Consider the following 23290-nt stretch of genomic DNA (forward strand, 5'->3'; position numbering starts at 1 on the left):
CATGAATGACGACGCCGTCCTGATCGACCGCTTTCTGGAAATGATGGCGGCGGAACGGGGGGCTTCGCGCAACACGCTGCTGGCCTATCGCACCGATCTGGAAGGAGCGGGGCGAATCGCGGGTGGTCTTGCGGAGGCGAGCGCGGAGCGGCTGGCCGCATTGCCGGAGGCCTGGGCGGAACTTGCTGCGTCCTCGGTCGCGCGAAAGGCGTCGGCTCTGCGCGCTTTCTACGCCTTTCTGGAAGAAGAGGGGCTGCGGGGCGATAATCCGTCCGCCAGCCTTCCTCGCCCGGTCACGCGCCGTCCGCTGCCGAAAATTCTCTCCGTGCAGGATGTCGAAAGGCTATTCCACCAGATTGAGGAACGAATCGCAGTTTCACATCCTTCGCCGCTCGACCTGCGGCTCGCCGCGCTGATCGAACTGCTCTACGGCTCCGGCCTGCGCGCCACCGAACTGGTTTCACTGCCACGCCGCGCGCTGGCGACGGACAGGCCCTTTCTGATCCTCAAAGGCAAGGGCGGGCGGGAGCGGCTTGTCCCGATCTCCGACCGGGCGCGGGCAGCGGTCGCCGCATGGCTGGCCCATGTGCCCGCGGACAGCCCCTGGCTGTTTCCCTCCGGCAAGAGCCATTTGAGCCGCATTCGCCTCTATCAACTGATCAAGGCGCTGGCCGCCGCCGCCGGGATCGCGCCGGATCGGGTCAGCCCCCATGTTCTGCGCCACGCCTTCGCCACACATTTGCTGGAAGGCGGGGCGGACCTGCGCGCGCTGCAATCCATGCTGGGCCATGCTGACATCGGCACCACGCAGATTTACACTCATGTCGACAGCCGCCGACTGGTCGAACTGGTCAACAGCCGCCATCCTTTGGCGACGATGGCCCATCGGCGCGTTGACGGCGAAGCGTCTGCGCCTTAACGCCTTCGCCCATGGTAAGCTTTCTGGAATTTGAAAAGCCGATCGCGGAGCTTGAGGCCCGCATCATCGAACTGCGCGCCACCGCCAATGGGGGCGACATCGACATAGATGGTGAAATCGACAAGTTGGAGCAGCGCGCTGCCAAGATGCTGGCGGACAGCTACGCCAAGCTGACGCCGTGGCAGAAGACGCAGGTTGCACGTCATCCCGAGCGCCCGCATTTCAAGGATTATGTCGCGGGCATGTTCGACGATTTCATGCCGCTGGCGGGGGACCGCGCCTTTGCCGACGATCAGGCGATATTGGGCGGCCTTGCCACGCTGGGCGAGCGGCGTGTCGTCGTGATCGGCCATGAAAAGGGCGACGATACCGCCAGCCGTGTTCGCCATAATTTCGGCATGGCCAAACCGGAAGGCTATCGCAAGGCGATCCGCCTGATGCAGCTTGCGGACCGCTTTGGCCTACCGGTCGTCACGCTGGTCGATACGTCCGGCGCGTTCCCCGGCGTGCAGGCGGAGGAGCGCGGGCAGGCCGAAGCCATTGCCCGCTCCACCGAACAATGTCTTGCCCTTGGCGTGCCGATGGTGGCCGCTGTTGTGGGTGAAGGCGGATCGGGCGGGGCTGTGGCGTTGGCGGCCGCGAATCGCGTCCTGATGTTTGAACATGCGGTCTATTCGGTGATTTCGCCCGAGGGTTGCGCCTCGATCCTGTGGCGCACTGCCGACAAGGCAAGCGACGCCGCCACCGCCATGCAAGTCACGGCGCAGCATCTGCATGCGCTGGGCGTGATCGACCGCATCGTGCCGGAACCGCTGGGCGGGGCGCACCGCGAGCCGGCCGTCGCCGTCGCCAACCTCGCCGCCGCGATAGGCGAGGAACTGGATGCCTTGTCCGGCATGGATGCCGCGGCGCTACGCACGGACCGCGCCGACAAGTTCCTAGCCATCGGCGCCTAAATCCGTTCTTCAAGGAAGGGGGACCGCCGCGAAGCGGTGGTGGAGGGGTAGCGCCCTCTCGATAGCGGAGATACGTCTCCGTCAGTTCCCTCTCAGAGGATTGGCATCGCGTTTACCTCACCCTTCCGGAAACAGTGACAGTCCTTTATCGTTCCGCCATTATGAGAGCGGAAAGGGGCTGTTAGCTGTGAAGAAACGATATGTCTGGACTTGCGCCGCAACAGGAATGCTGACGCTGGTGGGGGCCATGGCCGCCGCGCCATCCGTGATCGGGCAGCAGCGCGCCATCCGCACCGTATCTTCGATCAACCCGCAGGAAAAGGAAGCAGGCGCGAAGCAGCATCCGCAACTGCTGGAAGAGTTCGGCGGCGCCTATGCGGGACCGCAGGCGAAATATGTGGAGGGCGTGGGCCGCCGCATCGCCGTCCAGTCGGGTCTTTCCAACGCGCAGAGCGACTTTACCGTCACGTTGCTCAATTCGCCGGTGAACAACGCCTTCGCGATCCCCGGCGGCTATGTCTACGTCACCCGCCAGCTCATGGCCCTGATGAACGACGAGGCGGAACTGGCGGGCGTGCTCGGCCATGAAATCGGCCATGTTGCCGCCCAGCACGGCCAGCGGCGGCAGAAAACGGCCCAGCGCAACGCCGTGGGCGGCGCCTTGCTTCAGGTTCTGACGGGCGCGCTGCTGGGCGATTCGGCGATTGGCGGCCTGCTGCAAAAGGGGATCGGGACGGGCAGCCAGTTGCTGACGCTCAAATTCTCCCGCTCGCAGGAATATGAGGCGGACGATCTGGGCATCCGCTATCTGGCGTCGGGCGGCTATGATCCGCGCGCCCTGTCCGATATGCTGGCCTCGCTCGCCGCGCAGAGCAGCCTGGACAGCCGTGTGACGGGCAATGCGGGTTCCATGCCGGAATGGGCGAGCACGCACCCCGACCCGGCATCCCGCGTCGGCCGCGCCGCGCGGGAAGCACAGCGCAGTGGCTCCACTGGCACCGTCCGCAATCGCGACGCCTTCCTGAATGCGGTGGATGGCGTGCTTTATGGCGACGATCCCAAGCAGGGCGTGATCGAAGGCAGCCGCTTCCGCCACCCCGACATGCGCCTCGCTTTTACCGCGCCATCCGGTTTCGGCATGGAAAATGGCGCGAGCGCCGTGACCGTCGCGGGATCGAGCGGGCAGGCGCAATTCAGCAGCGCATCCTATTCGGGTAATCTGGCCGCCTATATCGACGCCGTGCTCGCCAGACTGGGCGGCGGGAAAGCGCCGGCAGGCGATGTCAGCCGCACCACGGTCAACGGATTGCCCGCGGCATGGCGCACGGTGCGGGCCAATACCCAGTCGGGCCAGGTCGACGCGACGGTGTTCGCTTATGATTTCGGGGGGGGCAAAGCCTATCATTTCCTGCTGCTGACCGGCGCGGGGCAGGGCGTGGGGCCGTTCGCGCCCATGGTGCAGTCCGTGCAGCGCCTGTCCGCGCAGGACGCCGCCGCGATCCGGCCGCGCCGGGTGGAGGTCGTCACTGTAAAGGCGGGCGACACCGTGCAGTCGCTGGCGAAGCGGATGGCCTATTCCGACTATCCGCTGGAACGGTTCCTGACGATCAACGCGCTGACGGCGCAATCGGTGCTGCGGCCGGGGCAACGGGTGAAAATCGTGGTTTGACTGTAGATAGATATAAGAAAAGGCAGGAGAATTTCTTCTCCTGCCTTTTATAGATTAAGCGACCACCAGCGATTAACCGCCCGTGCTGGTGCCAGCCGCATCCGACATATTGTCAGCCACCGTCTGGAAGGTGCCGCGCAGATTGCTGCCCAGCGAACTCATCGCGCCAATAGCGGCAACGGCGATCAGAGCGGCGATCAGGCCATATTCAATGGCGGTCGCGCCTTCTTCATTCTTCAGCATCTTACGAATAAACTGCATGTCTTGTCTCCATACCCGAGGAAATTATTCAACTACCCGGCTTGTCTTCTTTGACCGGAAGATAAGCAGAACCCGATTTAAGGGGCTTCAGTTGAAAAAAACTTAATGACAGGTCCATTTTGTCAAATATTGATGGTTAGTGGGAATTAACCTTTTCTGCCACATGATCCCACATTGCGATGGACTTGCTTGCGAATTGACTGACGGAGGAAACAATTGCGAGAAAAATAAACGCAAGGATCAGTGCATATTCAATTGCCGTCGCGCCGCGCTGGCATCGCGCCAGGGCGCATCGGGCAATAATGTCGATCAGCCCCCGCATTTACATTCCAGTCCGTTGCAGACAGTCCCGGCTGGCTGTGTAAAGGAGGCGCGGTTAACAAAGCCCTTTCGTTGGACCGACATGATGCAGATTTCTCCCCTCCTGGTTGTGGCCGCGGCGCTGGTCGATGCGGACGGACGCGTGCTCCTGCAACAGCGGCCGCCTCACACGTCCTTGCCGAACCTGTGGGAATTTCCCGGCGGAAAGGTGGAGCCGCAGGAAACGCCCGAAGCGGCGCTGGTGCGGGAATTGGAGGAGGAACTGGGCATCAGCACCCATGCAAGCTGCCTGGCCCCCGCGACCTTCGCGAGCGCGCCGCTGGGGGAGCGCCATCTGTTGCTGCTGCTCTATGTGTGCCGTAAATGGCATGGCGTGCCCGAAGCCCGCCATGCCACGGCGCTCAAATGGGCGCGCCCAGCGCAGATGTATGCGCTGGACATGCCGCCCGCCGACCTGCCGCTGATCGGGCTGTTGGAGTCGTTGATTTAGAAGGGAAGCTACCAGAGCTGCGATCCTGCGGATCGCATGCCCTCACCCCGCTATGCTAAGCGGCACGCTGCCAAATCTTTGCACCCCTCTCCCCAAAGGAGAGGGGTTGGCTACCTTATCACTACCGCCATCGGCACCGCTTGAGTGTTTCCGTTATCCCTCGGCGGCCTCGCTCTGCAACTGGATGTAGTTTTGCAGGCCCATCCGATCGATCATCTCGAACTGCGTTTCCAGCGTGTCGATATGCTCTTCCTCGCTTTCAAGGATGGACTGAAACAGATCGCGCGACACATAGTCGCGGATCGACTCGCAATAAGCGATGCCATCCTTGAGCGTCGGCAGAGCCTCATATTCCAGTTCGAGATCGGACTTGAGCACTTCTTCCACCGTTTCGCCGATCTTGAGGCGGCCGAGCAGCTGGAAATTAGGCAGGCCGTCAAGGAACAGGATGCGTTCCGCCACCTTGTCGGCATGTTTCATCTCGTCGATCGACTCTTCATATTCGAACTTGGCGAGCTTCTTGATGCCCCAATGATCGAGCATGCGATAATGGAGGAAATATTGATTGATCGCGGTCAGCTCGTTCTTGAGAACCTCGTTCAAATAATCGATGACTTTGGGATCGCCCTTCATGGGGGGAATGCTCCGGTTATTGGAAAGTGCCGGGCATTATAAGGCGATCGGGACTGGTTGTTAAGCCAAAAACCCTTGAAAATCCGCCATTTTTTGTAAGGCTATTGCTTCGGGTTTGCGATTGGAAGACGGCTATTCATGCACCTGCCTCGCAATGCTTTTAAGCGGTGGCCCGCTCTGCGGCGATGATGGTGCGGGCAAAGGAAACGCACTGGCCGCATTTGGGGCGGCGGCCGAAACGGGCATAGGCGTTGCATGGCGTATCCGCGCCATCGCGCACGGCGTCCTTCAGATCCTTTTCCCGAATGGCATTACAAACGCAAACGACCATGTCTCGCACTCCTGACCAAGCAGATAGCGCAGATGATAATAGGTCGCAATAGTCCCATCAGATGTTTTTGCGAATCTTTTGCAGCCGTCCCTTGGCGAGGCTGCGCCATAGCCATTCCAGCGGCCCGGAACCGAATCGCTTCAGCCAGAGCGGCGACCACAGCAGCATGACGGCCCATCCCCCCAGCACGAACAGGGGCAGGGCGGCGGGCCGGACCTGCCCGAACAGGCCAAGGCCCCAGCCATAGAAGATCGCTGTCATCACCAGGCTGGTGCCCAGATAATTGCTGAACGCCATGCGTCCGGCGGCGGCGATGGCGGACGTGATTCGGCTTTGGCCGCGCCCGGCGAGAAGCCACAGGATCAGCGCCGCCCATCCCACCGTCAGCGGAATGCGGAAGGGGAAGGACCAGGCCATCATGCTGCCCAACGCCGGAAGCGCCGCGAATCGGCTGAGGACCACCCACAGGACCAGCGCGGCCATGGGTGGCAGGCCGATCAGGAAACAATGCCGCGCCGTCCGCCAATATTGCTCCGCGCTCCAGCGTCCTGTCAGGAAACCACCCTTCAGCATCGCCATGCCCAGCAGCATGAAGCCCAATGTTTCGAGCGCGGTGAACAGGAACGACCAGAACCACTGGCCCGGATAGCCCGCCAGATGATGCCGGACGATATCGACGAATCCGCTTCGGTAAGTTGCGGTCTCGGCAAGGACGGCGGCGCTGCGCGGATCGGAATAGGGCGCGATGAAATGAGTGAAGCCGTCGCGGATATCGGCGGCGGTTCCGGGCGCGGATGCCGCGTGGGACCAGCTATAAAGGCTGAGCAGAAAAGCGACGCAGAGCAGGAAATGGATCAGGAAGAAGAGAAACGCCCATTTCACCAGCGACAACGGCTCGTGCCGGATAAACAACAGAGCAACCAGCCCCACGATCGCATAGGTCATCAATATGTCGCCCCACCAGAGCAGCAGATAATGGGCGAGGCCGAACAGAAACAGCCATGCGGCCCGCACCATCTGGGCACGGCGGCCATCGCGTCCGGCCATTTCCTCCCGGTCGATCAGCAGCAGCATGGACGCGCCGAACAGCAGGGCGAAAAGACCGCGCATCTTGCCGTCAAAGAACAGGAAACCGACTGTCCAGAAAGTGACATCGCTGGCCGAAAGCGGACCCGATACCGCCGGATTGAAATAGGCGGGTTGGGGCAGGGCGAAGGCCGTGATGTTCATCCAGAGGATGCCCATGACCGCACAGCCGCGCAGCACGTCCATCGAAAGGAGGCGGGAGGAAGGCGCAGTCATCAACGGTCCTTGTAAAGAGTTTGGCTTGGTAAAGAAGCTGGCAAAGCGCGGAAGGCTCTGCCATGCGACTAGCCATGAACATGGGCCGCAAGCAACGGATAAGCGATGCGTTCGGCGCGGCTGCGGCGCGCTATGACGATCATGCCGGGCCGCAGCGGCTGGCGGCGGCGCTGGTCGCGGATCTGGCGAAGCGGCAGAAGCCCGCCGGTGTTGAGCGCATATTGGAGATCGGCTGCGGCACGGGCTTCCTGACGCGGGATATTCAGGCGCGCTGGCCCGGCGCGGAACTGGTGGCGACGGATTTGTCGCCCGAAATGCTAGCACGGGCCTCGGCGGGCGGTTTGGTCGCGGGAACCTTCCTGCCGATGGATGGGGAGATTCCGGCGTTCGATGGCGAATGGTTCGATCTTATCCTCTCCAGCCTCGCCTTCCAGTGGTTCGACGATATGGGAGGAGCGGTCGGACGGCTGGCGGGGTTACTCCGGCCGGGGGGAAGCCTGATCTTCTCCACGATGGGGCGGGGCAGTTTCGCCCGGTGGCGTGCCGCCCATGCGGCGTGCGGGCTGGCGGCGGGCGTGCCGGACTATCCCGATCTGAACGATTTGCGCGCGATTCTGACGCCCTTTGGCGATGCCTTTGCTTTTGACGAGGAATATGCGCTGCCTTGCGGAGGCGCCATGGGATTGATCGCACACCTCAAGGGCATCGGCGCAGTAGTACCGAGCGAGGGAAGAAAACCGTTAAACCCCAGTGATTTGCGACGAGTGATGGCCGCGTTTGAGGCGCAGGGCGGGGATGATGGCTATCAGGTGCTCTTCGGACGCGTGACGCGCTCGGGCGCCTGATGCAGCATCATCGTCGCGCGGATCTGGGACGGATGGATTGCGGAACGGCAGCTTTCCTCACCCCGTTCATCCTGAGTAACCACTGAGCTTGTCGATACGGGTGTCCGGAATAGCCGAAACTGGTCGCTTTCGAACATCCCCGCCTCATCAAAACATGAGTTGGTGAAAGGAGGAAAGCTCCCCTCCGTCCTTACAGTTCCGCATCCATCAGGTTCGGGAAGAAGCCTTCATGCGCCCCACGCAGGGCGTCCAGCGTCACGCCCACAATCTTGTCACCTTGGCAGGTGCCGATGCGGGTCGCGCCGGGGATGGCGGTGCCTTCGGGTGTGGTGACGATGTAACGGCTCTGATCCTCGCCGAATGCGGTGGCGGTCGTGAGATTCGCGCTCAGTTCCGCGCCGATGTTGCCGGCCAACGCCATTTCCACGACTGCGACCAGAAGGCCGCCGTCAGAAATGTCATGGACCGCCGTGACCTTGCCTTCCGCGATGAGCGCGCGGACGGTTTCGGCGTTGGCGCGTTCCGCCTTGAGGTCGACCTTGGGCGCTTCGCCCGCTTCCCGGCCCGCTATTTCGCGCAGCCAGATGGACTGACCCAGATGCGTGCCTTCTGCGCCGATCAGCCAGATGGCGTCGCCTTCCGCCTTGAAGGCGACGGTCGCCATGACGTCGATGTCCTTGAGCAATCCGATTCCGCCGATGGCGGGCGTGGGCAGGATGGCAGAGCCGCCGCCTGTTGCCTTGGACTCATTATAGAGGCTGACATTGCCTGACACGATTGGGAAGTCGAGCGCGCGGCAGGCGTCGCCCATGCCTTCCAGGCAGCCGGTGAACTGCGCCATGATTTCCGGCCGCTGCGGATTGGCGAAGTTGAGGCAATTGGTGACGGCGAGCGGTGTCGCGCCGACTGCCGAAATGTTGCGATAGCATTCTGCGATGGCCTGCTTGCCGCCCTCATAGGGATCGGCATAGCAATAGCGCGGGGTGCAGTCGGTGCTGATCGCGATTCCCTTTTGCGAGCCGTGGACGCGCACAACTGCCGCATCGCCGCCGGGACGCTGCACCGTGTCGGCGCCGACCATGTGGTCATATTGCTCCCAGATCCAACGGCGCGACGCGATGTCGGGGCTGCCCATCAACTTCACGAGGTCCGCGCCGATGTCGGACGCCGGAATGTCGCCCAGCGGCTGAACGCCGGACCATGCCTTATATTCGTCCTTCGGCATGGCGGGGCGGTCATAAAGCGGCGCGTCGTCGGCCAGCGGGGCGAGCGGAATGTCGCACACCGTTTCGCCATGGTGGACGAGGACCATGCGGCCCGTATCGGTGACTTCGCCGATGACCGCGAAGTCCAGTTCCCACTTGCGGAAGATGGCTTCGGCAAAGGCTTCCTTGCCGGGCTGGAGCACCATCAACATGCGCTCCTGCGATTCCGACAGCATCATTTCATAGGCGCTCATGCCGGTTTCGCGTTGCGGCACCTTATTCATGTCGAGCAGCAGGCCGACGCCGCCCTTGGACGCCATTTCGACGCTGGAAGAGGTGAGGCCTGCCGCGCCCATGTCCTGAATCGCGACGATGGCGTCCGACGCCATGAGTTCGAGACAGGCTTCGATCAGCAGCTTTTCGGTGAAGGGATCGCCGACCTGCACGGTGGGGCGTTTCGCATCGGCATCATCGCCGAAATCGGCGGAGGCCATGGTCGCGCCGTGGATGCCGTCGCGGCCGGTCTTGGACCCGACATAGACGATCGGGTTGCCGACGCCCGACGCCGCCGAATAGAAGATCTTGTCGGTGTCAGCGACGCCCACGGTCATCGCGTTGACCAGGATGTTGCCGTCATAGGCGGGGTGGAAATTCACCTCGCCACCCACGGTGGGCACACCCACGCAATTGCCGTAGCCGCCGATGCCATGGACTACGCCGGAAATGAGATGCTTCATCTTGGGGTGATCGGGCCGTCCGAAGCGCAGCGCGTTCATGTTCGCGATCGGGCGCGCGCCCATGGTGAACACGTCGCGCAATATGCCGCCCACACCGGTCGCCGCACCTTGATAGGGTTCGATGTAAGACGGGTGGTTGTGACTCTCCATCTTGAAGATCGCCGCCTGCCCGTCGCCAATATCGACGACGCCCGCATTTTCGCCAGGGCCGCAAATGACCTGTGGCCCTTCGGTGGGCAGTTTTTTCAAGTGGATGCGGCTCGATTTGTAGGAGCAATGCTCCGACCACATGACCGAAAAGATGCCAAGTTCGGTGAGATTCGGTTCCCGGCCGAGCGCATTCAGGACGCGATCATATTCTTCCGGGGAAAGCCCGTGTTCGGCGACGATTTCGGGCGTGATCTGGGTGGCGGTGCTGGACATGAGCGCGCCTTTAGCCGCGTGGGCGCGGATAGACAATCCTTGCGGCGTCCTGTGTGGAAAACATGCTATGGGTCGTGCGTTGGAAAGGGGAGGAGACCGTCATGGAATGGATGCTGTTGCCGCTGCGCCGCTATGCGAGATTTTCGGGAAGGGCGCGACCGAAGGAATATTGGATGTTCGCACTGTTCCTGATCCTCGCCGCGATCGTGATCAGCATCGTCGAAACCATGTTGGGCCTCAACGTGACGCAGCGGTGGGTCGATCATGGCCCATGGTGGGTCGATGCGGGTTACCGGACCCAGGCCGGGCCGCTGACGGGACTGTTCGTGCTGGCGATGTTCATCCCGCAGCTCGCGGTGTCGGTCAGGCGGCTGCATGACACGGACCGCAGCGGATGGTGGCTGCTGCTGATCCTCCTGCCGTTGATCGGCGGTATCATCCTGCTGGTTTTCTTCATCATGAGTGGGACGCGTGGCGCCAATCGCTTCGGCCCCGATCCGATCGAGGTGGGCGAGCCGGAACTGATCCGCAGATCGTAAGGGCATAAAAAAGGCCGGACCTCGATGAAAGGTCCGGCCTTTTTGCTATCACGGAGATTCAGGACTCAGGCCTTGCAGCCCAGCGCGCTCTTGCCCGGCAGGGTGATGGTGACCTGCTTGCCATTGCCTTCAATCTTGTAGCCATCGGTGGCTTCGAACGGCTGGCCGGCTTCGGCGGCGACCAGCTTGGTCGGCGACCCGGTTTTTTCAGTACGCAGGTTCGCGGTCTTGTCGTCGCTCAGGAAGTCGACGAAGACGAGGCTGTTGTCCTTGCAGCGATACTGGAAGCTGTTCTTCACCGACGGCGGGAGTTCCACCGGCGCGGCGTTGGCAAGCTGCGAAGCCATCGGGTCGGCGGGGCCGCCCACGACTTCGGGTTCATCATTCTTGTTGCAGGCCGACAGCAAGGTCAGGGCCGCGACGGCGGTCAGGGGGAGATAATATTTCATAGCGGGCCTTCTATGTGCACTTGCAACAAGTGACGTCAACGCAAAAATAGTGAATTTGCCTGTTATATTCTTATGCGTCAGCGTGACGGAACCATGACAGGGCCGCATGATGGGGCCACGGGTGCCATGCGGACTTGACCGCGCGGGCGGTGAAGGCCAATGCAGGGCCATGGCCGAAGAGAGCATGACGCAGCCGACCGACCCCAGCACGCTTTCGTTCGAGGAGGCGCTCCGCGCGCTCGAATCCATCGTGCGACGGCTGGAAAATGGAGACGTGCCGCTGGACGAATCGATCTCGCTCTACAGCGAGGGCGAGGCGTTGCGGAAGCAGTGCATGGAACGATTGCAGGCGGCAGAGGCGCGCATCCAGAAACTCACGCTCGACGCGAGCGGCGCCGTCACCGGCGCACAGCCCTTCGGCGCGGGTTGACGGGATGAAGGGAGGCGGCGCCTCCGCAGGTGCGTTGATTGCCCAGCAGTCGGCCCTGATTTCGGCCGCGATCGACCGCGCCTTCGACACTTTGCTCGCCGTGCCGGACGATGCGAGGGCGCGCCTTTATGACGCGATGCGTCATGCGGCCATCGGCGGAGGCAAGCGCCTGCGCCCGCTGCTGGTGCGGGCGGCATGCGACCTGTTCAATATCTCGCCTGAATCGGCGCTGCGTGTAGGACTGGCGGTCGAGTGCATCCATGTTTATTCATTGGTGCATGACGATCTGCCTGCGATGGACGATGACGATATGCGGCGCGGCAAGCCGACCGTCCACAAGGCCTATGACGAAGCGGCCGCGATTCTGGTGGGTGACTGCCTGCAAAGTTTCGCCTTTGAGATATTGGCCGACGAGCAGACGCACCCGGCGCCTTTCGTGCGGGTGGAGCTTGTGAAGGCGCTTGCGCTTGCCAGCGGGGCGGCGGGCATGGCGGGCGGCCAGATGATGGATCTGGCGGCGGAAGACAGCCGCTTCGACCTTGCCACCGTGACGCGGCTCCAAAATCTCAAGACCGGGGCGCTGATCGGCTTTTGCGTCGATGCCGCAGCGATCATGGCGCGCATCCCGCCGGAAGGGCGCACGGGGCTGCACGGCTATGCGCGCGACATTGGCCTCGCCTTCCAGATCGCGGACGACCTGCTCGATGTCGAAGGTGATACGGCCGCCGCGGGCAAGGCGCTGGGCAAGGATGCGTCAGCGGGCAAGGAAACCTTCGTTTCCCTGCTGGGCGCCGATCGGGCGAGGGAGCAGGCGCAATTGCTGGTCGATCAGGCCAAGGCGCATCTGCATGGTTTCGGCAAGCGGGCTGATCTGCTGTGCGCCATTGCCGATTATATCGTGGAAAGGGATCGGTAGGCATGAAACAAAGGGTGGGGGTCTATCCCGGCACATTCGATCCCATCACGCTGGGTCATATGGACATCATCCGGCGCGGGGCGAAGCTGGTCGACAAGCTGGTGATCGGCGTCACGACCAATATTTCCAAATCGCCGATGTTCAGTGACGAGGAGCGGCTGGATATGGTGCGCCGCGAATGCGCCGGTATCGATACGGAAATCGTCGTTACCGGCTTCAACTCGCTGCTGATGGACTTTGCCGAATCGCAGCAGGCCAGCATCATCATCCGGGGTCTGCGCGCCGTCGCGGACTTCGAATATGAATATCAGATGGCGGGAATGAACCAGCAGATCAATGGCCGCGTCGAGACTGTTTTCCTGATGGCGGACGTGTCGTTGCAGCCGATTGCGTCGCGCCTGGTCAAGGAAATCGCGCTTTACGGCGGCCCCATCCATAAATTCGTCAGCCCGACCGTGTGCGAGGAAGTGGAAAAACGCGTCGCGGCGTTGGGACGCAAGGGCGGATAACGCACCGCTCAGCCTTCGTTCAGTTGCCAATCGCGAAGAGCGCGCTATCAGGGGGCAACTTCGCCATCGGTCAATAGAGAGTTAGGGAAAGCTTATCCATGCGGTTTACTTCGGCGCTCAAGACCGTGGCGATCGGTTTCGCCCTCTATGCGTCCAGCGGCGCGGCTCTGGCGCAGGGCGGCGGACAGGGACAGGGCGAGGAACTGAAGAAGGCGGAAATGTCCGCCGTCGCGGAAAAGAACGCCAAGGCGCTGGAACAGTCCGGCACGCCCCAACTTCCCCCCGCCAGCATCCCGGTCGATCCGCAGAATGTGTGGGATCTGGACCTGTCCACTGGCGGCCGCGTGCGGATTCAGCTTCGTCCCGATGTCGCGCCCACGCATGTGGAACGGATCAAGGAACTGACGCGGCAGGGCTTTTACAATGGCCTTAAGTTCCATCGCGTGATCCCCGGCTTCATGGCGCAGGGCGGCGATCCCAAGGGCGATGGCACGGGCGGTTCGACGCTGCCGGACCTGAAGCAGGAATTCAACTGGCTGCCCCATGTGCGCGGCGCGGTGTCGATGGCGCGCGCCCAGTCGGAGGACAGCGCCAACAGCCAGTTCTTCATCGTGCTGCTGCCCCGGCTTCAGCTCGACAAGAAGTATACCGTCTTCGGCCGCGTGATCGAAGGGATGCAATATGCCGATGCGATTGCGCCGGGTGAGCCGCCCGCCAACCCCACGACCATCCTGCAGGCGTCGATCGAAAGCGATGGCAAACCGCCAGTGACGGCGCCCATCGCTCCGGCTGTTCCTGCGGCGAACGTGCCGTCGGTGCTGCCCTCCGCGCAGCCCGCCCCGGCCCAGCCGCAATCCTCACCGCAGCCATAAGCGGCGGCCCGCGCGGCGACTTCCATGCGCGTAGACCTGTTCGATTTCGACTTGCCGCCCGAGCGCATTGCGCTGCGCCCGGCATCTCCGCGCGATTCGGCGCGGCTGATGCTTGTGGCGGGGGATGCGCCGATCGCGGACGGGGTCGTGCGCGATCTGCCTGCCTTGCTCCGCAAGGGCGACGTGTTGGTATTCAACGATACGCGGGTGATTCCGGCGCAGCTTGAAGGCATACGCGGGCAGGCGAAGGTCGGCGCGACGCTGCACAAGCGACTGGGGCTGCGGCAATGGCAGGCGTTCCTCCGCAATGCCAAGCGGGTGCGCGACGGCGACCGGATCGACTTCGGCGCAGGCGTCACCGCTATTGCCGGGTCTCGCGACGAAGATGGCGGCGTCACACTGAGCTTCGAGGGCGATGAGCCGGTCGAATTGCTGCTGGAACGGGCGGGGCGGATGCCCTTGCCCCCCTACATCGCCAGCAAGCGCCCCACCGATGAGCGCGACAGGGCTGATTATCAGACGATGTTCGCGCAAAAGGACGGGGCGGTGGCCGCGCCTACGGCCGCGCTCCATTTCACGCCGGAACTGATGGAGGGGCTGGCGAAAGCGGGGGTCGCGACCGAGACCCTGACGCTGCATGTCGGCGCCGGGACATTCCTGCCGGTGAAGGCGGATGACACGGACGATCACCGGATGCATGCCGAATGGGGCCGGATCGACGCGGCGACTGCGGACCGGCTGAATGCGGCGAGGGCCGGGGGCGGACGACTGATCGCGGTGGGCACCACCAGCCTGCGCTTGCTGGAAAGCGCGGCGGGAGAGGATGGCGTCATCCGTCCGTTCGAGGACGAAACGCGCATCTTCATCACGCCGGGCTATCGGTTCCGGGCGGTGGACGGCCTGATGACCAATTTTCACTTGCCCAAATCGACCTTGTTCATGCTGGTCAGCGCGCTGATGGGACGGGATCGGATGCAGGCGGCATATGCCCACGCCATATCGCAGGGCTATCGCTTCTACAGCTACGGGGATTCGTCGCTGCTGTTGCCTCAAGGATAGGACCGGGCTTTTCGGCGCAACGCCGGCAAGACGGCCATATCACGCTTGTCAGCCGGGTGGGGCAGGCATAGCCTTCTCTCAAGGATAACGAAGGAGAGGATGCGATGGAGGACCATGTCTACAAGCTCGTCGAGATCGTCGGCACATCCCGCAAGAGCACCGATGACGCCATCCAGAACGGCTTGACCCGCGCCAGGGAAACGCTCCGCAATATCCGCTGGTTCGAACTGGTCGCGGTGCGCGGCTTCATCGACCGGGACGGCGCAACCCAATATCAGGCCACGCTGAAACTCGGCTTCACGCTGACCGACTGATCGCAGGGATGCGCGTTGGGATTTACGCTCCGGAAAAGGCAAGCCTTCATCTGGCGGCATGAAAAAGGGTCCGGCCAAAAGACCGGACCCTTCCCTTCGTAACCTGCCGCGGTTTCAGCGGTCGCGGTTCTTTTGATAGGGGGCGTTGTCCGTCGACAATCCTTCGCCGCTCCATGCGGCGGGGTCGATATCGCGCTCTCCGAACAAGGCGTTCTTCTCGCCTTCCGTGCGCCAGGCGGCCTGCGCCTGATCGGCCGACTTTTCCAATATCACCCTCTGCGCGTCGACGGATTTGATCCAGGAGGATGGAACGGAATGATGCACACCGCCTGCATCTTCGTCAGTCCGGGTCAGGATCATGCGGTCGCCGCGCAGCTTGTCGACAGTGCCGACATGTTCGCCATCGCTGCCGACCACTTCCATATGTTCGCGCACCTGGGCCAGCGCCTGGCGCTGTTCGCCCCGCCGGTTGCGCCAGGTCCCGAACTCGCTGTTGAAGCGTTCCCGGTTTTCGCGCCGATATTCGGCATAGTCGCGGTCCAACTCCTCGATCCGCTGCTGGCGCCATGCATAATAGCTGGCGTCGTGATGCTCGCCATAATCATGTTGCGGTCCATAGGCGCGGACGCGAGATCCGTGATCCTCGCCGCCCAAGCCGCTACGGTCGCCGGTATAAGGCGCATAGCCCCGCCCCGGCAGATAACGATCGCTGCCCGAAGTGGAAGCATAGCCCACGCGGCTGCTCTGGTCGCGCGGATCGCCATAGGGGCGGTTGAAATATTCGTCATAGTCGCGTCTGCGTTCGGCTTCCTCATCGCCGAACCAGCTGCGGATTTCATCGCCCGCCCGGTCGAAGAAGCCGCGTTCGTCGGGATCATAATCGGTTGGCGCCGAACGATAGGATCGCCCACCGCCGAACTGGCCCCGCGCGCCATAGCGATAGCCGCGATCATCGCGCCACTCGCGGGCGCGCGGCTGCCCGGTATAAAGCCCGGTATAAAGATCGTCACCGTAGCGGCGTCCGCTCTGGTAACCCATGTTCCTTCTCCTTGCCTGCTGTTGCGGCGGCTTTTCCCTTGCCTGTTGCAAGCGCCGTCATCCCACCAATGAGCGGCGCGATCCTTCGTTCCGGGCGTTACGCAGGGGTAACATCGCTTCTTTCCACCAGCCTGCCGAACGGGCGGCGCGACAGGCGGCAAAGGCTTGATCGAGATCAACGGAAGAGGCCGATTCTTCTCGCAAAAAAGACCGTTGCATGGCGTGGAAGGCTCGCTTATAGGCTGCGCTCCTTGGGGCCGTAGCTCAGCTGGGAGAGCGCGTCGTTCGCAATGACGAGGTCAGGGGTTCGATCCCCCTCGGCTCCACCAACCCTCCTGAAAGGGTTGTCGGAAAGAAAAGCCATTGGAAAACAACGGGTTTTCACGGTTGCCTGTTACGTTTGTAACAGGAGCAGCGTAGCAATGTGTACGTATCTCTAACAGGTCGGTAGCACCTATTATTTCCGGCGCATGGTGCCCGCAGAATTGTGGGCGATCATCCGCACGAAAACCGGCAAGCCCCGGTCGGAATGGAAGATCTCCCTCAATATGAAAGACAGGGCGGAAGCGAAGCGCCTCCTGCTGGTTCGTATCCGGGCCACAGACGTTGAAATGGGCGCGGCCTGCCGCTTTGGCTAGGGGATTGAGAACCCTATGATGTCAGGACATGACGTCGACGTTTTGCGGTCATTCGGCCGCTAGGTTGCGTGGCAAAGAGTAGCGAGAGCGGCGCTGATGCGAGGCTAACGGAGCCGAGGTAAGGCACCGTTACAGCGGGATAGCCCATGGTATTCGCGATAAAGGTGAAATCGGTGCCCATATACATATTGTCATAAGGGATCGCCCAGCCGGACGGCACCGAGGGCGCGACCGTAAGCATCGTCGGCGAACAGATAACGTCATGCTTGGCGAAGATCGGATCAAGTTGCCCATGCAATTCCTTATCACTGGGCAAGCCATTGAGGTTGGGTGGAAACTTGCTCATCAGGCGCTGCGGGGGCGACAGCAGTCCACTATGCTCCGCCAGGAATTTCTTGATCGGCGGAAGCTCGAAGCAGGGAATGCCGGTAACACTGCTCTCGATCAGCCATTTTTCCATCATGCTGGTATCCGGCACGTCGCCTACGGGTTCCATCTCGAATCCGCCCTGCCCGACCGCCCGCTGAAGGTCGGCCAGCAAGTCGCCATTGCCCCAAGGATGCGAAATCAGAGCCGTCGACATCGTGACGTCGGCTCCCGCTCCTGCAAGCGCATGTGCGGCCAATTGAGCCGAGGCAAGAACCGCCGGATCGGGCTTTAGCCTGCCGAAATCGGGTGACCATGCGACCCTCATGCCACGCACGCCTGTTTCGAGCCCGGTTAGCCCGTCTGGGGCGGGGGTTTGAATGGCCCGGCTCATTCGCGGGTCCGGTCCGGAGATAATCTGTAGCACCACCGCCGCGTCGCGCACCGACCGCGCCATCGGTCCTGCGCTTCCCCGCAGGCCGCAGTGAAAACCTCCATAGCCGGGAACGCGCCCAAATGTCGGCAGGACACCGACGAGGCCGCATAATGAGGCAGGGATGCGGGTCGAGCCGCCACCATCCGTTCCGATTGCGACAGGCACCATGCCAGCCGCCACTGCGGCTCCGCTGCCGCCACTCGATGCCCCTGGAATGCGCGAAGTATCCCATGGGTTGACGGCTTCCCCCGCCACATAGGATTTCGAGCGGGGCCATGCCGCGAATTCGGGCATGTTCGTCGTTCCCACGATGATCGCGCCGGCGGCGCGGAGGCGTTCGACGATCGTGCCGTCAAAGCTCGGCCGGAAATTGGCAAACACCTGTGAGCCACATGTGGAGGGCAGTCCCTTCGCCCAGATCTGGTCCTTTATCCCCATCGGCACACCATGTAGGGGCCCCAGCGGCTTACCATTTGCCACTGCCTTGTCGGCCTCGCGCGCTGCGCGGCGAGCACCGTCCGGGTCGACATGAACAAAGGCGTGAAGTTGCGGATTCAGCCGTTCGATCCGCGCCAGGAAATGGTTGGTGACTTCCAGCGCGGAGACTTCCTTTTTGGCTATCATGTCGCGCAAACGCGTCGCGGGCAGCCAGGTGAGTTCATCGCCGGTCGATGTGGCCGCCCGCGCGACGTTCCCCAGGAGAGGTGCGGTGGCCGCACAGGCCATGCCGCCCAACATCAAGCGCCGGGAAATGTTGATGTTGATGCCGCTATCCCTGTCGTCCTTACCCATCACCCGCTCCTCGAATCTAATTAACAAACCTATTTATCCCATTAAATTTGAGTTTGTCGATATGATTGTTACAATAACATACCTAATTAAATGGCTGTTTACGCTGCCGCGATGCGCTTGGGCGAGAAGGAAGAGGCGCGGATCCGTTGCCTTTCAAGCGCATGAGAGGGTAATGGTTGCGCGGGATGTTGCCGATCCGGATTTGGAAAATGCGTTGAAAGGAAGCGTCATTTGGCTGAAGCGAAAGCGGCGGTACTGGCCCGTCAGATTGCCCAGGACCAGGCAAGGTCGGGATTGCAGGCCGGCTCGCTCTTCGGTTCAGCCACGCAATTAAGGGCCCGATATGGGGTGACCGAGGCGATGCTGCGCCAAGCGGTGCTTCTGCTGGAAGAAAAAGGCATCGCCTTTTCACGCCGCGGCGTGGGCGGGGGAATTATCATCGGTGCCCCCGATAGCAGTTCCGCCGCGCGCACGGCTGCCATATATCTTCAGTTTCAAGGGGCGACTGCCGAACTGTGCGAATTATCGACGCGGGCCAATCATTGGCTTACCGCATTATCATCGAAAGACGGACTCAGCCTCGCCACTGCCGATTACCTCAGAGCCGAAGCGGCACGGCTGGCGAAGATCAATTTTGCGTCGGAGGCTTATCGCCATCTCCAGCTCCGGACGATCATCGCGGCAAGCGCGGGTGGAGCTGCGCTTGCCCTTTCCACGCAAGTGGTAAACCAATTGTTGCTCGATCTTACGGTGGACACGAACGTGTATCGCTCGACCAGCGAAAGATATCGGCTCTATTGGGAAATGACGCACAAAAAGCTGGAAGCTTTCATTGCCGGCGACGTGGAGGCAAGTATTCGCCTTCATGACGAGAACCTCAGTCTCGTCGAACGTGAGGTCCAGAGGAGTGCCCAATCGGAAGGTGAGGCCGAACGGCCTTTACCACAATCTCGCAAGGCCGAATGGGTAGTACGCGCGATCTTGCGCGACATGCGAAACAGGGGCTGGGTAGCCGGAGACCGGCTCGGGTCGGAGCCCCAACTCATGAAGGCTTATGGAGTCAGCCGACCTGTCATCCGCCAAGCCGTGCGCCTGCTCGAATTGCATCGAGCAGCTTCGATGCAGCGTGGGGCTCACGGTGGGCTGGTCATCGGCACGCCCGATGCTGAATATGCCACCCAAGCCATGGTCAACCATTTGCAGGAAGCGGGCGCAAGTTGCGCGCAGGCGCGAAACTTGCGGCGGGAAATTCTTCTTCGCCATGTCCCAGAGTTTTTGCCGGGACATATTCCGCATCTGGAGGCGGCGTTTCGTGCCATGGCAAAGAAGATGCCGAGCGAATTTTGGGCGACCGGTGCGTCGGCTCTCACCGAAATCTGTCGCGGTGCGAACAATATCGTCGGGTTATTCTTGGTGAACACTTTGCGAGAATTCGAATATGATCATACCGAAGTGCAATCGCCAACTGAGCCCGATCGTCATGCGGCGCTGCAGGCTCTTGAAGCGGTAGTGACATCGATCGTTCGGAAAGATAGTTCGCGTGCACAACGCGCAATCATCCAGTACTGGATGATTGAAGGCCGATATTTAGCGAATCGCTGAATTCTAATAGGCTTAGATGCCTTTGGACCGACGTCTGAAGAGTAGCCAAGTCGGCTGATTGCCCTTCAGGCTGATGGTGGAACGGATGCGAGCGATCGGTCCAAAAAATAGTAATATCGTTTAGTTTCGATTTCGGCTCGGCCTAAAATTATAATAAGTATATGATTTTAAGCATGTTTGTTGTCGGGCCAGTTCATCGCGCCCATCAGCAGCTCTGTCCTGCGATGATAGGTCGAGTAGCTGTGGAATATGGCGCCCGCCTCATCCTTCACGAACAGGCTTGGCCCGAACATGTCCGCGCTGCGCTGTATCTTCAGCCCGTAATTGTAGAAGGCGGGGGCAGTCTCGCGATCCTCCTGGTGAACGATACGCCGAAATCGTGGTTGAAATCGCCTTCACCCGATGACACCCAAGGGAAGCTCCAGCCCATTCTCGCCCTGACCACCTCGATCCACTCGATGGGAGCGGGGGCGGCGAAGGCGAGGTCAGCATGCTCGAAATGCCGCCGGGCGGCATTGGCATGATCCATTGTGTAGGAGCAGCCGGGGCTGAGATGCTCGGAGCTTGGTGTCAGCATGAAGGGATAGATGGCGAGCTGGCTGTGACCGTCGAACAGATCGGCCAAGGTGCACGCGCCATCTGGTCTCTCGAAGAGATAGTCCTTGTCCACCCGCACCCAAGGCAGTGCTCGACGATTGGTACGTGGTGTATCGAGGGCGGCGTGGGTCATGGCGCGTTCCTTCTCGAACAGTGCGTTGCGCGCGCTCAACCAGTCCTCGCGCGAAACGTTCGTCTCGCCGCGCACAAGGCAAGCGGCGGGGCGTCGAACGCCGAGACCAGCGCCATGGCCATCAGGCTCGGTGTGGCCGACAGCGTGATCCAACGGGTCGGACCGCTCGGCTTGTCTGCTGCCATGGAGAACGTCATGCTCCACTCCGACGAGCTCGAGCCGGATTTACTGGCGACCGCCGGCAAGGTCGACTCCCTGGAACGCGGCCGTGCCTGTCGCTGGATGGCACGGCAGATGCCGGGTTTCCCGACAAGCTTGTTACGCCCGGTCGCGCTGACGTTTGGTTAGCTTCTGTCGACGCAAATGATGATAGGAGTGCAAACATGAAAATATCGGCCGCAGAAATCACTCGTGAATACGGTCCCTTGCCCGGCATCGACACTGTCCATGGTCTCAGCTTCGACGGGCGCTATATCTGGTTCGCGCCGACAAGGTGAACGCCCTCCATTCCAACAGCGGCGAGCTCGTGCGTACAGTCGACTTCCCGCCGATGCGGGGGCGGCATCCGACGGCACCCGTCTTTTTCAGATCGGCAAAGCGGTCATCCGCAAGATCGACCTCCAAGCTGGTAAGTTCATTTCCAGCATTCCGACACCTGCAAGCCAATCCCCACCATCCGGGCAGCCGGGATCGCGGCGAGGGCGATCCTGCGCCAGCACAAGTCGCGCAGCCAACAAATCGTCGGGCCAGCGGTCGTCCTTCCCACCCATTTCCCTTTATTCCCGACGGCTGTCGCGGATATTGAAGGCGCTGACGACAACGGGCGGTCGGTGATTCCGTCCGGGGCTGCATGGGAAAAGAGCGGAGGGGCTATGTCAATTTATGGCCGGGCAAGATCGATTGGTTTTGGGATATTGCTGCTCGTGGGGTTGCCGCTGTCCGCGGAAGCACAAACCCCGTATATCCCCGATGTCACGGAAGCGCGGGAACAGGAATGGAGATCCCTCACAGCATCCGCGCAAAGGGCCTATGAGGCGGGCGGCAGCGCCGAAGGCGTCGAGCAAGCGCGCAAAGCCTTGTCTATCGCGGAGGAATTATTTGGCGGGGATGATCCCCGCACATTGATTTCGGAAAATGATCTGGCGTTGCATCTGGATGCGCTTCATCACGATGCGGAAGCGGAGCGATTATTCCGCCAGATATTCGAAGCCTATCTTCGAACACGTGGCGAAGATGACCAGAATACACAGCTGGCATTGGAAAATATCATCGATTTCTATATTTCGCGCGAGCGGATCGATATCGCGAGATCCACGGCGGAATATGCATTGGACAGCTTCCGCAGGACAACGGGAAAGAATAGCGATCGAAGCAAGCGAATGGAGCGCATCGTTGAAAGATTGACGCAGATCCCAGCAGCGAAGGATTAATATGACCTGGGCAGAGACGGATTTCGAAGTCAAATAAAGACTGAATATCAATATTCATATATCGCGATTGACATATGCAGTATCGTTTTTCGATCCGTTATGCAGGAGCGCAGTTGATATGGCTCTTTAACATGTGCTGACGGTGTGGATTTCATGTTCTTATGAACCAATTGCGGCCTTGTGCGTTTGCTGTTTGTTAACCAACTTGTGATGATTATGCGCGCATGCAAGGCAATTGGCAGATGATGAAGACGGGGTGGTTCGCATTGGGTCGAACCCTGTATGCCAAAAGTGTTGCGGCTGTGAACATGATCGAATTGAACATGTGCGGCATCGTGACCGGATGGGTTGTCGTTGCCGCCTTGATGTGCGGCATCCGCATCGCTTTCCCTGCGACGCCGCTGAGACACGGGGCGGTAGCCACGGCGGCCGCTTTCCTGCCATATCTGGTGGTCGTGGGATTGCCTCTGGTCGCATTGGCATGGGGGTTGCGGTTGTTTCCGCGCGGGGCGCTGTTCGACCAGCCCTCCATCCGGCTGGCTCAGGTCGGATGCTGGCGGCGCGTCGATTGCTTGACGGCGCGCGACATGTCGCATCATGGGTTGTTCGGCCTGATGGCGTCGCTGCTGATCGGGTTGCTCATCAATGTCCCGATCCGCACGACCGAGTTCCTGACCGCTATGCCCGCGCTGGGCAGCCATGCGCCGCACTGGTTCACGGGCATCTACATGCTGATGCTGGCCGATTGCGCCATCATCAGCAGCCTGTATCTGTTCGCTTTCGCCATGGCGCTGCGGATGCATCCCCTGTTCCCTCGCTTCCTGTTGCTGGTCTGGGGTGTGGACCTTCTGGCGCAGATCGGCATTGCCAAAGGGGCGGCGCTGATGGGGGCCATGCCCCATGATGTGCAGGATGCGATGGTCGAATTGCTATCCGGCAATCTCAAGAAAGTGTTCATCAGCGCGGCGATCTGGCTACCCTATCTGCTCTTGTCGGAGCGGGTGAACCTGACGTTCCGACACCGTCTGCCTGCCTGAAAAGCGGAACGCGAGGCAGAGGTTGCGGACGCTCGCACCCA

25 protein-coding genes, 1 tRNA gene and 2 pseudogenes are annotated in these 23290 nt (G+C 61.4%); 18 read left to right on the forward strand and 10 right to left on the reverse strand.

What is annotated here, in order from left to right; genetic code table 11:
- Nucleotide 1 precedes the first annotated feature (1 nt).
- The 3 genes from LDB26_RS03090 to LDB26_RS03100 all read left to right on the forward strand — a co-directional run bounded on the left by LDB26_RS03090 (nucleotide 2) and on the right by LDB26_RS03100 (nucleotide 3544).
- Nucleotides 2-919 (forward strand): tyrosine recombinase, encoded by a 918-nt coding sequence (locus LDB26_RS03090; protein ID WP_257540268.1) that lies wholly within the window; start codon nucleotides 2-4, stop codon nucleotides 917-919.
- 11 nt (nucleotides 920-930) lie between these two features.
- On the forward strand, nucleotides 931-1875 hold the full coding sequence (locus LDB26_RS03095) for an acetyl-CoA carboxylase carboxyltransferase subunit alpha (RefSeq protein WP_257540270.1): 945 nt from the start codon (nucleotides 931-933) through the stop codon (nucleotides 1873-1875).
- Nucleotides 1876-2101: 226 nt separating this feature from the next.
- Nucleotides 2102-3544, forward strand: coding sequence for a M48 family metalloprotease (locus LDB26_RS03100; RefSeq protein WP_373886187.1), 1443 nt, complete (start codon nucleotides 2102-2104; stop codon nucleotides 3542-3544).
- Nucleotides 3545-3616: 72 nt separating this feature from the next.
- On the opposite strand, the gene LDB26_RS03105 is transcribed toward LDB26_RS03100, so the two are convergent.
- Together LDB26_RS03105 and LDB26_RS03110 are read right to left on the reverse strand one after the other, a co-directional pair.
- Nucleotides 3617-3805, reverse strand: coding sequence for a Flp family type IVb pilin (locus LDB26_RS03105; RefSeq protein ID WP_257540272.1), 189 nt, complete (start codon nucleotides 3803-3805; stop codon nucleotides 3617-3619).
- 136 nt (nucleotides 3806-3941) lie between these two features.
- Nucleotides 3942-4127 carry a Flp family type IVb pilin gene (locus LDB26_RS03110; protein WP_257540275.1) on the reverse strand — a complete coding sequence of 62 codons (186 nt, stop codon included), beginning with the start codon at nucleotides 4125-4127 and terminating at the stop codon, nucleotides 3942-3944.
- 81 nt (nucleotides 4128-4208) lie between these two features.
- Here LDB26_RS03110 and LDB26_RS03115 point away from each other — a divergent pair, with 81 nt between their 5' ends.
- Nucleotides 4209-4616, forward strand: a complete 408-nt coding sequence (locus LDB26_RS03115) for a (deoxy)nucleoside triphosphate pyrophosphohydrolase (protein WP_062063961.1) — start codon at nucleotides 4209-4211, stop codon at nucleotides 4614-4616.
- Between the two features lie 153 nt (nucleotides 4617-4769).
- Here the strand turns inward: LDB26_RS03115 and bfr are convergent, their stop codons facing one another.
- The 3 genes from bfr to LDB26_RS03130 all read right to left on the reverse strand — a co-directional run bounded on the left by bfr (nucleotide 4770) and on the right by LDB26_RS03130 (nucleotide 6882).
- Entirely contained in the window at nucleotides 4770-5249 is a 480-nt protein-coding gene (bfr, locus tag LDB26_RS03120; protein ID WP_062063963.1) for a bacterioferritin, read from the reverse strand.
- A 160-nt stretch (nucleotides 5250-5409) separates the two neighbouring features.
- The gene (locus LDB26_RS03125; RefSeq protein ID WP_062063965.1) at nucleotides 5410-5580 is read right to left on the reverse strand and encodes a bacterioferritin-associated ferredoxin; all 171 of its coding nucleotides are present in this window, start codon (nucleotides 5578-5580) and stop codon (nucleotides 5410-5412) included.
- A gap of 57 nt (nucleotides 5581-5637) precedes the next feature.
- A complete protein-coding gene (locus LDB26_RS03130; RefSeq protein WP_257540277.1) occupies nucleotides 5638-6882 on the reverse strand; it encodes a DUF418 domain-containing protein in 1245 nt (414 codons plus the stop codon).
- Nucleotides 6883-6956: 74 nt separating this feature from the next.
- Between LDB26_RS03130 and LDB26_RS03135 the strand changes: the two genes are divergently transcribed.
- Nucleotides 6957-7727 carry a methyltransferase domain-containing protein gene (locus tag LDB26_RS03135; protein ID WP_257540279.1) on the forward strand — a complete coding sequence of 257 codons (771 nt, stop codon included), beginning with the start codon at nucleotides 6957-6959 and terminating at the stop codon, nucleotides 7725-7727.
- Nucleotides 7728-7917: 190 nt separating this feature from the next.
- Here the strand turns inward: LDB26_RS03135 and purL are convergent, their stop codons facing one another.
- Nucleotides 7918-10092, reverse strand: a complete 2175-nt coding sequence (purL, locus tag LDB26_RS03140; RefSeq protein WP_257540281.1) for a phosphoribosylformylglycinamidine synthase subunit PurL — start codon at nucleotides 10090-10092, stop codon at nucleotides 7918-7920.
- A 101-nt stretch (nucleotides 10093-10193) separates the two neighbouring features.
- On the opposite strand from purL, the gene LDB26_RS03145 reads away from it, so the two are divergent.
- On the forward strand, nucleotides 10194-10631 hold the full coding sequence (locus LDB26_RS03145) for a DUF805 domain-containing protein (protein WP_062068579.1): 438 nt from the start codon (nucleotides 10194-10196) through the stop codon (nucleotides 10629-10631).
- 65 nt (nucleotides 10632-10696) lie between these two features.
- Here LDB26_RS03145 and LDB26_RS03150 read toward each other — a convergent pair whose 3' ends face one another.
- Nucleotides 10697-11080 carry a hypothetical protein gene (locus LDB26_RS03150; RefSeq protein ID WP_062063974.1) on the reverse strand — a complete coding sequence of 128 codons (384 nt, stop codon included), beginning with the start codon at nucleotides 11078-11080 and terminating at the stop codon, nucleotides 10697-10699.
- Nucleotides 11081-11249: 169 nt separating this feature from the next.
- On the opposite strand from LDB26_RS03150, the gene LDB26_RS03155 reads away from it, so the two are divergent.
- The 6 genes from LDB26_RS03155 (at nucleotide 11250) to LDB26_RS03180 (ending at nucleotide 15180) form a co-directional block, all read left to right on the forward strand.
- The gene (locus LDB26_RS03155; protein WP_257540283.1) at nucleotides 11250-11510 is read left to right on the forward strand and encodes an exodeoxyribonuclease VII small subunit; all 261 of its coding nucleotides are present in this window, start codon (nucleotides 11250-11252) and stop codon (nucleotides 11508-11510) included.
- 4 nt (nucleotides 11511-11514) lie between these two features.
- Nucleotides 11515-12426, forward strand: a complete 912-nt coding sequence (locus tag LDB26_RS03160) for a polyprenyl synthetase family protein (RefSeq protein ID WP_062063978.1) — start codon at nucleotides 11515-11517, stop codon at nucleotides 12424-12426.
- Nucleotides 12427-12428: 2 nt separating this feature from the next.
- Nucleotides 12429-12935: a pantetheine-phosphate adenylyltransferase gene (gene coaD / locus LDB26_RS03165; protein ID WP_062063980.1), complete on the forward strand. Its 507-nt coding sequence runs from the start codon at nucleotides 12429-12431 to the stop codon at nucleotides 12933-12935.
- A gap of 98 nt (nucleotides 12936-13033) precedes the next feature.
- A complete protein-coding gene (locus LDB26_RS03170; protein WP_062063982.1) occupies nucleotides 13034-13807 on the forward strand; it encodes a peptidylprolyl isomerase in 774 nt (257 codons plus the stop codon).
- 24 nt (nucleotides 13808-13831) lie between these two features.
- Nucleotides 13832-14866, forward strand: coding sequence for a tRNA preQ1(34) S-adenosylmethionine ribosyltransferase-isomerase QueA (queA, locus tag LDB26_RS03175; protein ID WP_257540285.1), 1035 nt, complete (start codon nucleotides 13832-13834; stop codon nucleotides 14864-14866).
- Between the two features lie 104 nt (nucleotides 14867-14970).
- Nucleotides 14971-15180, forward strand: a complete 210-nt coding sequence (locus LDB26_RS03180; protein WP_062063986.1) for a dodecin — start codon at nucleotides 14971-14973, stop codon at nucleotides 15178-15180.
- 114 nt (nucleotides 15181-15294) lie between these two features.
- Here LDB26_RS03180 and LDB26_RS03185 read toward each other — a convergent pair whose 3' ends face one another.
- Nucleotides 15295-16218 carry a DUF2171 domain-containing protein gene (locus LDB26_RS03185; RefSeq protein ID WP_257540287.1) on the reverse strand — a complete coding sequence of 308 codons (924 nt, stop codon included), beginning with the start codon at nucleotides 16216-16218 and terminating at the stop codon, nucleotides 15295-15297.
- A gap of 253 nt (nucleotides 16219-16471) precedes the next feature.
- On the opposite strand from LDB26_RS03185, the gene LDB26_RS03190 reads away from it, so the two are divergent.
- Together LDB26_RS03190 and LDB26_RS21585 are read left to right on the forward strand one after the other, a co-directional pair.
- Nucleotides 16472-16547, forward strand: a tRNA-Ala gene (locus LDB26_RS03190).
- 129 nt (nucleotides 16548-16676) lie between these two features.
- Nucleotides 16677-16856 (forward strand): annotated as a pseudogene (locus LDB26_RS21585) (DUF6538 domain-containing protein); the annotation flags it as partial.
- 13 nt (nucleotides 16857-16869) lie between these two features.
- Here LDB26_RS21585 and LDB26_RS03195 read toward each other — a convergent pair.
- Complete coding sequence (locus LDB26_RS03195; protein ID WP_257540289.1) at nucleotides 16870-18450, reverse strand: amidase; 1581 nt, start codon at nucleotides 18448-18450, stop codon at nucleotides 16870-16872.
- A 231-nt stretch (nucleotides 18451-18681) separates the two neighbouring features.
- Here LDB26_RS03195 and LDB26_RS03200 point away from each other — a divergent pair, with 231 nt between their 5' ends.
- A complete protein-coding gene (locus LDB26_RS03200; RefSeq protein WP_257540291.1) occupies nucleotides 18682-20052 on the forward strand; it encodes a FadR/GntR family transcriptional regulator in 1371 nt (456 codons plus the stop codon).
- A gap of 167 nt (nucleotides 20053-20219) precedes the next feature.
- On the opposite strand, the pseudogene LDB26_RS03210 reads toward LDB26_RS03200, so the two are convergent.
- Nucleotides 20220-20782: pseudogene (locus LDB26_RS03210) on the reverse strand (DUF899 family protein).
- A gap of 114 nt (nucleotides 20783-20896) precedes the next feature.
- Between LDB26_RS03210 and LDB26_RS03215 the strand changes: the two are divergent.
- The 3 genes from LDB26_RS03215 (at nucleotide 20897) to LDB26_RS03225 (ending at nucleotide 23249) form a co-directional block, all read left to right on the forward strand.
- Nucleotides 20897-21130, forward strand: a complete 234-nt coding sequence (locus LDB26_RS03215; RefSeq protein ID WP_257540296.1) for a hypothetical protein — start codon at nucleotides 20897-20899, stop codon at nucleotides 21128-21130.
- Nucleotides 21131-21654: 524 nt separating this feature from the next.
- The gene (locus LDB26_RS03220; RefSeq protein ID WP_062064071.1) at nucleotides 21655-22212 is read left to right on the forward strand and encodes a tetratricopeptide repeat protein; all 558 of its coding nucleotides are present in this window, start codon (nucleotides 21655-21657) and stop codon (nucleotides 22210-22212) included.
- Nucleotides 22213-22454: 242 nt separating this feature from the next.
- Nucleotides 22455-23249 carry a DUF2569 family protein gene (locus LDB26_RS03225; RefSeq protein WP_257540298.1) on the forward strand — a complete coding sequence of 265 codons (795 nt, stop codon included), beginning with the start codon at nucleotides 22455-22457 and terminating at the stop codon, nucleotides 23247-23249.
- Nucleotides 23250-23290 lie beyond the last annotated feature (41 nt).

It is taken from the genome of Sphingobium sp. CFD-1 (assembly GCF_024611115.1).
Lineage (GTDB): Bacteria > Pseudomonadota > Alphaproteobacteria > Sphingomonadales > Sphingomonadaceae > Sphingobium > Sphingobium baderi_A.

Excerpts from the sequence above, each read along its gene's own strand:
- LDB26_RS03090 (WP_257540268.1), top strand. The coding sequence starts at position 2 with ATGAATGACGACGCCGTCCTGATCGACCGCTTTCTGGAAATGATGGCG.
- LDB26_RS03095 (WP_257540270.1), top strand. The coding sequence starts at position 931 with ATGGTAAGCTTTCTGGAATTTGAAAAGCCGATCGCGGAGCTTGAGGCC.
- LDB26_RS03100 (WP_373886187.1), top strand. The coding sequence starts at position 2,102 with ATGCTGACGCTGGTGGGGGCCATGGCCGCCGCGCCATCCGTGATCGGG.
- LDB26_RS03105 (WP_257540272.1), bottom strand. The coding sequence starts at position 3,805 with ATGCAGTTTATTCGTAAGATGCTGAAGAATGAAGAAGGCGCGACCGCC.
- LDB26_RS03110 (WP_257540275.1), bottom strand. The coding sequence starts at position 4,127 with ATGCGGGGGCTGATCGACATTATTGCCCGATGCGCCCTGGCGCGATGC.
- LDB26_RS03115 (WP_062063961.1), top strand. The coding sequence starts at position 4,209 with ATGATGCAGATTTCTCCCCTCCTGGTTGTGGCCGCGGCGCTGGTCGAT.
- bfr (WP_062063963.1), bottom strand. The coding sequence starts at position 5,249 with ATGAAGGGCGATCCCAAAGTCATCGATTATTTGAACGAGGTTCTCAAG.
- LDB26_RS03125 (WP_062063965.1), bottom strand. The coding sequence starts at position 5,580 with ATGGTCGTTTGCGTTTGTAATGCCATTCGGGAAAAGGATCTGAAGGAC.
- LDB26_RS03130 (WP_257540277.1), bottom strand. The coding sequence starts at position 6,882 with ATGACTGCGCCTTCCTCCCGCCTCCTTTCGATGGACGTGCTGCGCGGC.
- LDB26_RS03135 (WP_257540279.1), top strand. The coding sequence starts at position 6,957 with ATGAACATGGGCCGCAAGCAACGGATAAGCGATGCGTTCGGCGCGGCT.
- purL (WP_257540281.1), bottom strand. The coding sequence starts at position 10,092 with ATGTCCAGCACCGCCACCCAGATCACGCCCGAAATCGTCGCCGAACAC.
- LDB26_RS03145 (WP_062068579.1), top strand. The coding sequence starts at position 10,194 with ATGGAATGGATGCTGTTGCCGCTGCGCCGCTATGCGAGATTTTCGGGA.
- LDB26_RS03150 (WP_062063974.1), bottom strand. The coding sequence starts at position 11,080 with ATGAAATATTATCTCCCCCTGACCGCCGTCGCGGCCCTGACCTTGCTG.
- LDB26_RS03155 (WP_257540283.1), top strand. The coding sequence starts at position 11,250 with ATGGCCGAAGAGAGCATGACGCAGCCGACCGACCCCAGCACGCTTTCG.
- LDB26_RS03160 (WP_062063978.1), top strand. The coding sequence starts at position 11,515 with ATGAAGGGAGGCGGCGCCTCCGCAGGTGCGTTGATTGCCCAGCAGTCG.
- coaD (WP_062063980.1), top strand. The coding sequence starts at position 12,429 with ATGAAACAAAGGGTGGGGGTCTATCCCGGCACATTCGATCCCATCACG.
- LDB26_RS03170 (WP_062063982.1), top strand. The coding sequence starts at position 13,034 with ATGCGGTTTACTTCGGCGCTCAAGACCGTGGCGATCGGTTTCGCCCTC.
- queA (WP_257540285.1), top strand. The coding sequence starts at position 13,832 with ATGCGCGTAGACCTGTTCGATTTCGACTTGCCGCCCGAGCGCATTGCG.
- LDB26_RS03180 (WP_062063986.1), top strand. The coding sequence starts at position 14,971 with ATGGAGGACCATGTCTACAAGCTCGTCGAGATCGTCGGCACATCCCGC.
- LDB26_RS03185 (WP_257540287.1), bottom strand. The coding sequence starts at position 16,218 with ATGGGTTACCAGAGCGGACGCCGCTACGGTGACGATCTTTATACCGGG.
- LDB26_RS03195 (WP_257540289.1), bottom strand. The coding sequence starts at position 18,450 with ATGGGTAAGGACGACAGGGATAGCGGCATCAACATCAACATTTCCCGG.
- LDB26_RS03215 (WP_257540296.1), top strand. The coding sequence starts at position 20,897 with ATGGCCATCAGGCTCGGTGTGGCCGACAGCGTGATCCAACGGGTCGGA.
- LDB26_RS03220 (WP_062064071.1), top strand. The coding sequence starts at position 21,655 with ATGTCAATTTATGGCCGGGCAAGATCGATTGGTTTTGGGATATTGCTG.
- LDB26_RS03225 (WP_257540298.1), top strand. The coding sequence starts at position 22,455 with ATGATGAAGACGGGGTGGTTCGCATTGGGTCGAACCCTGTATGCCAAA.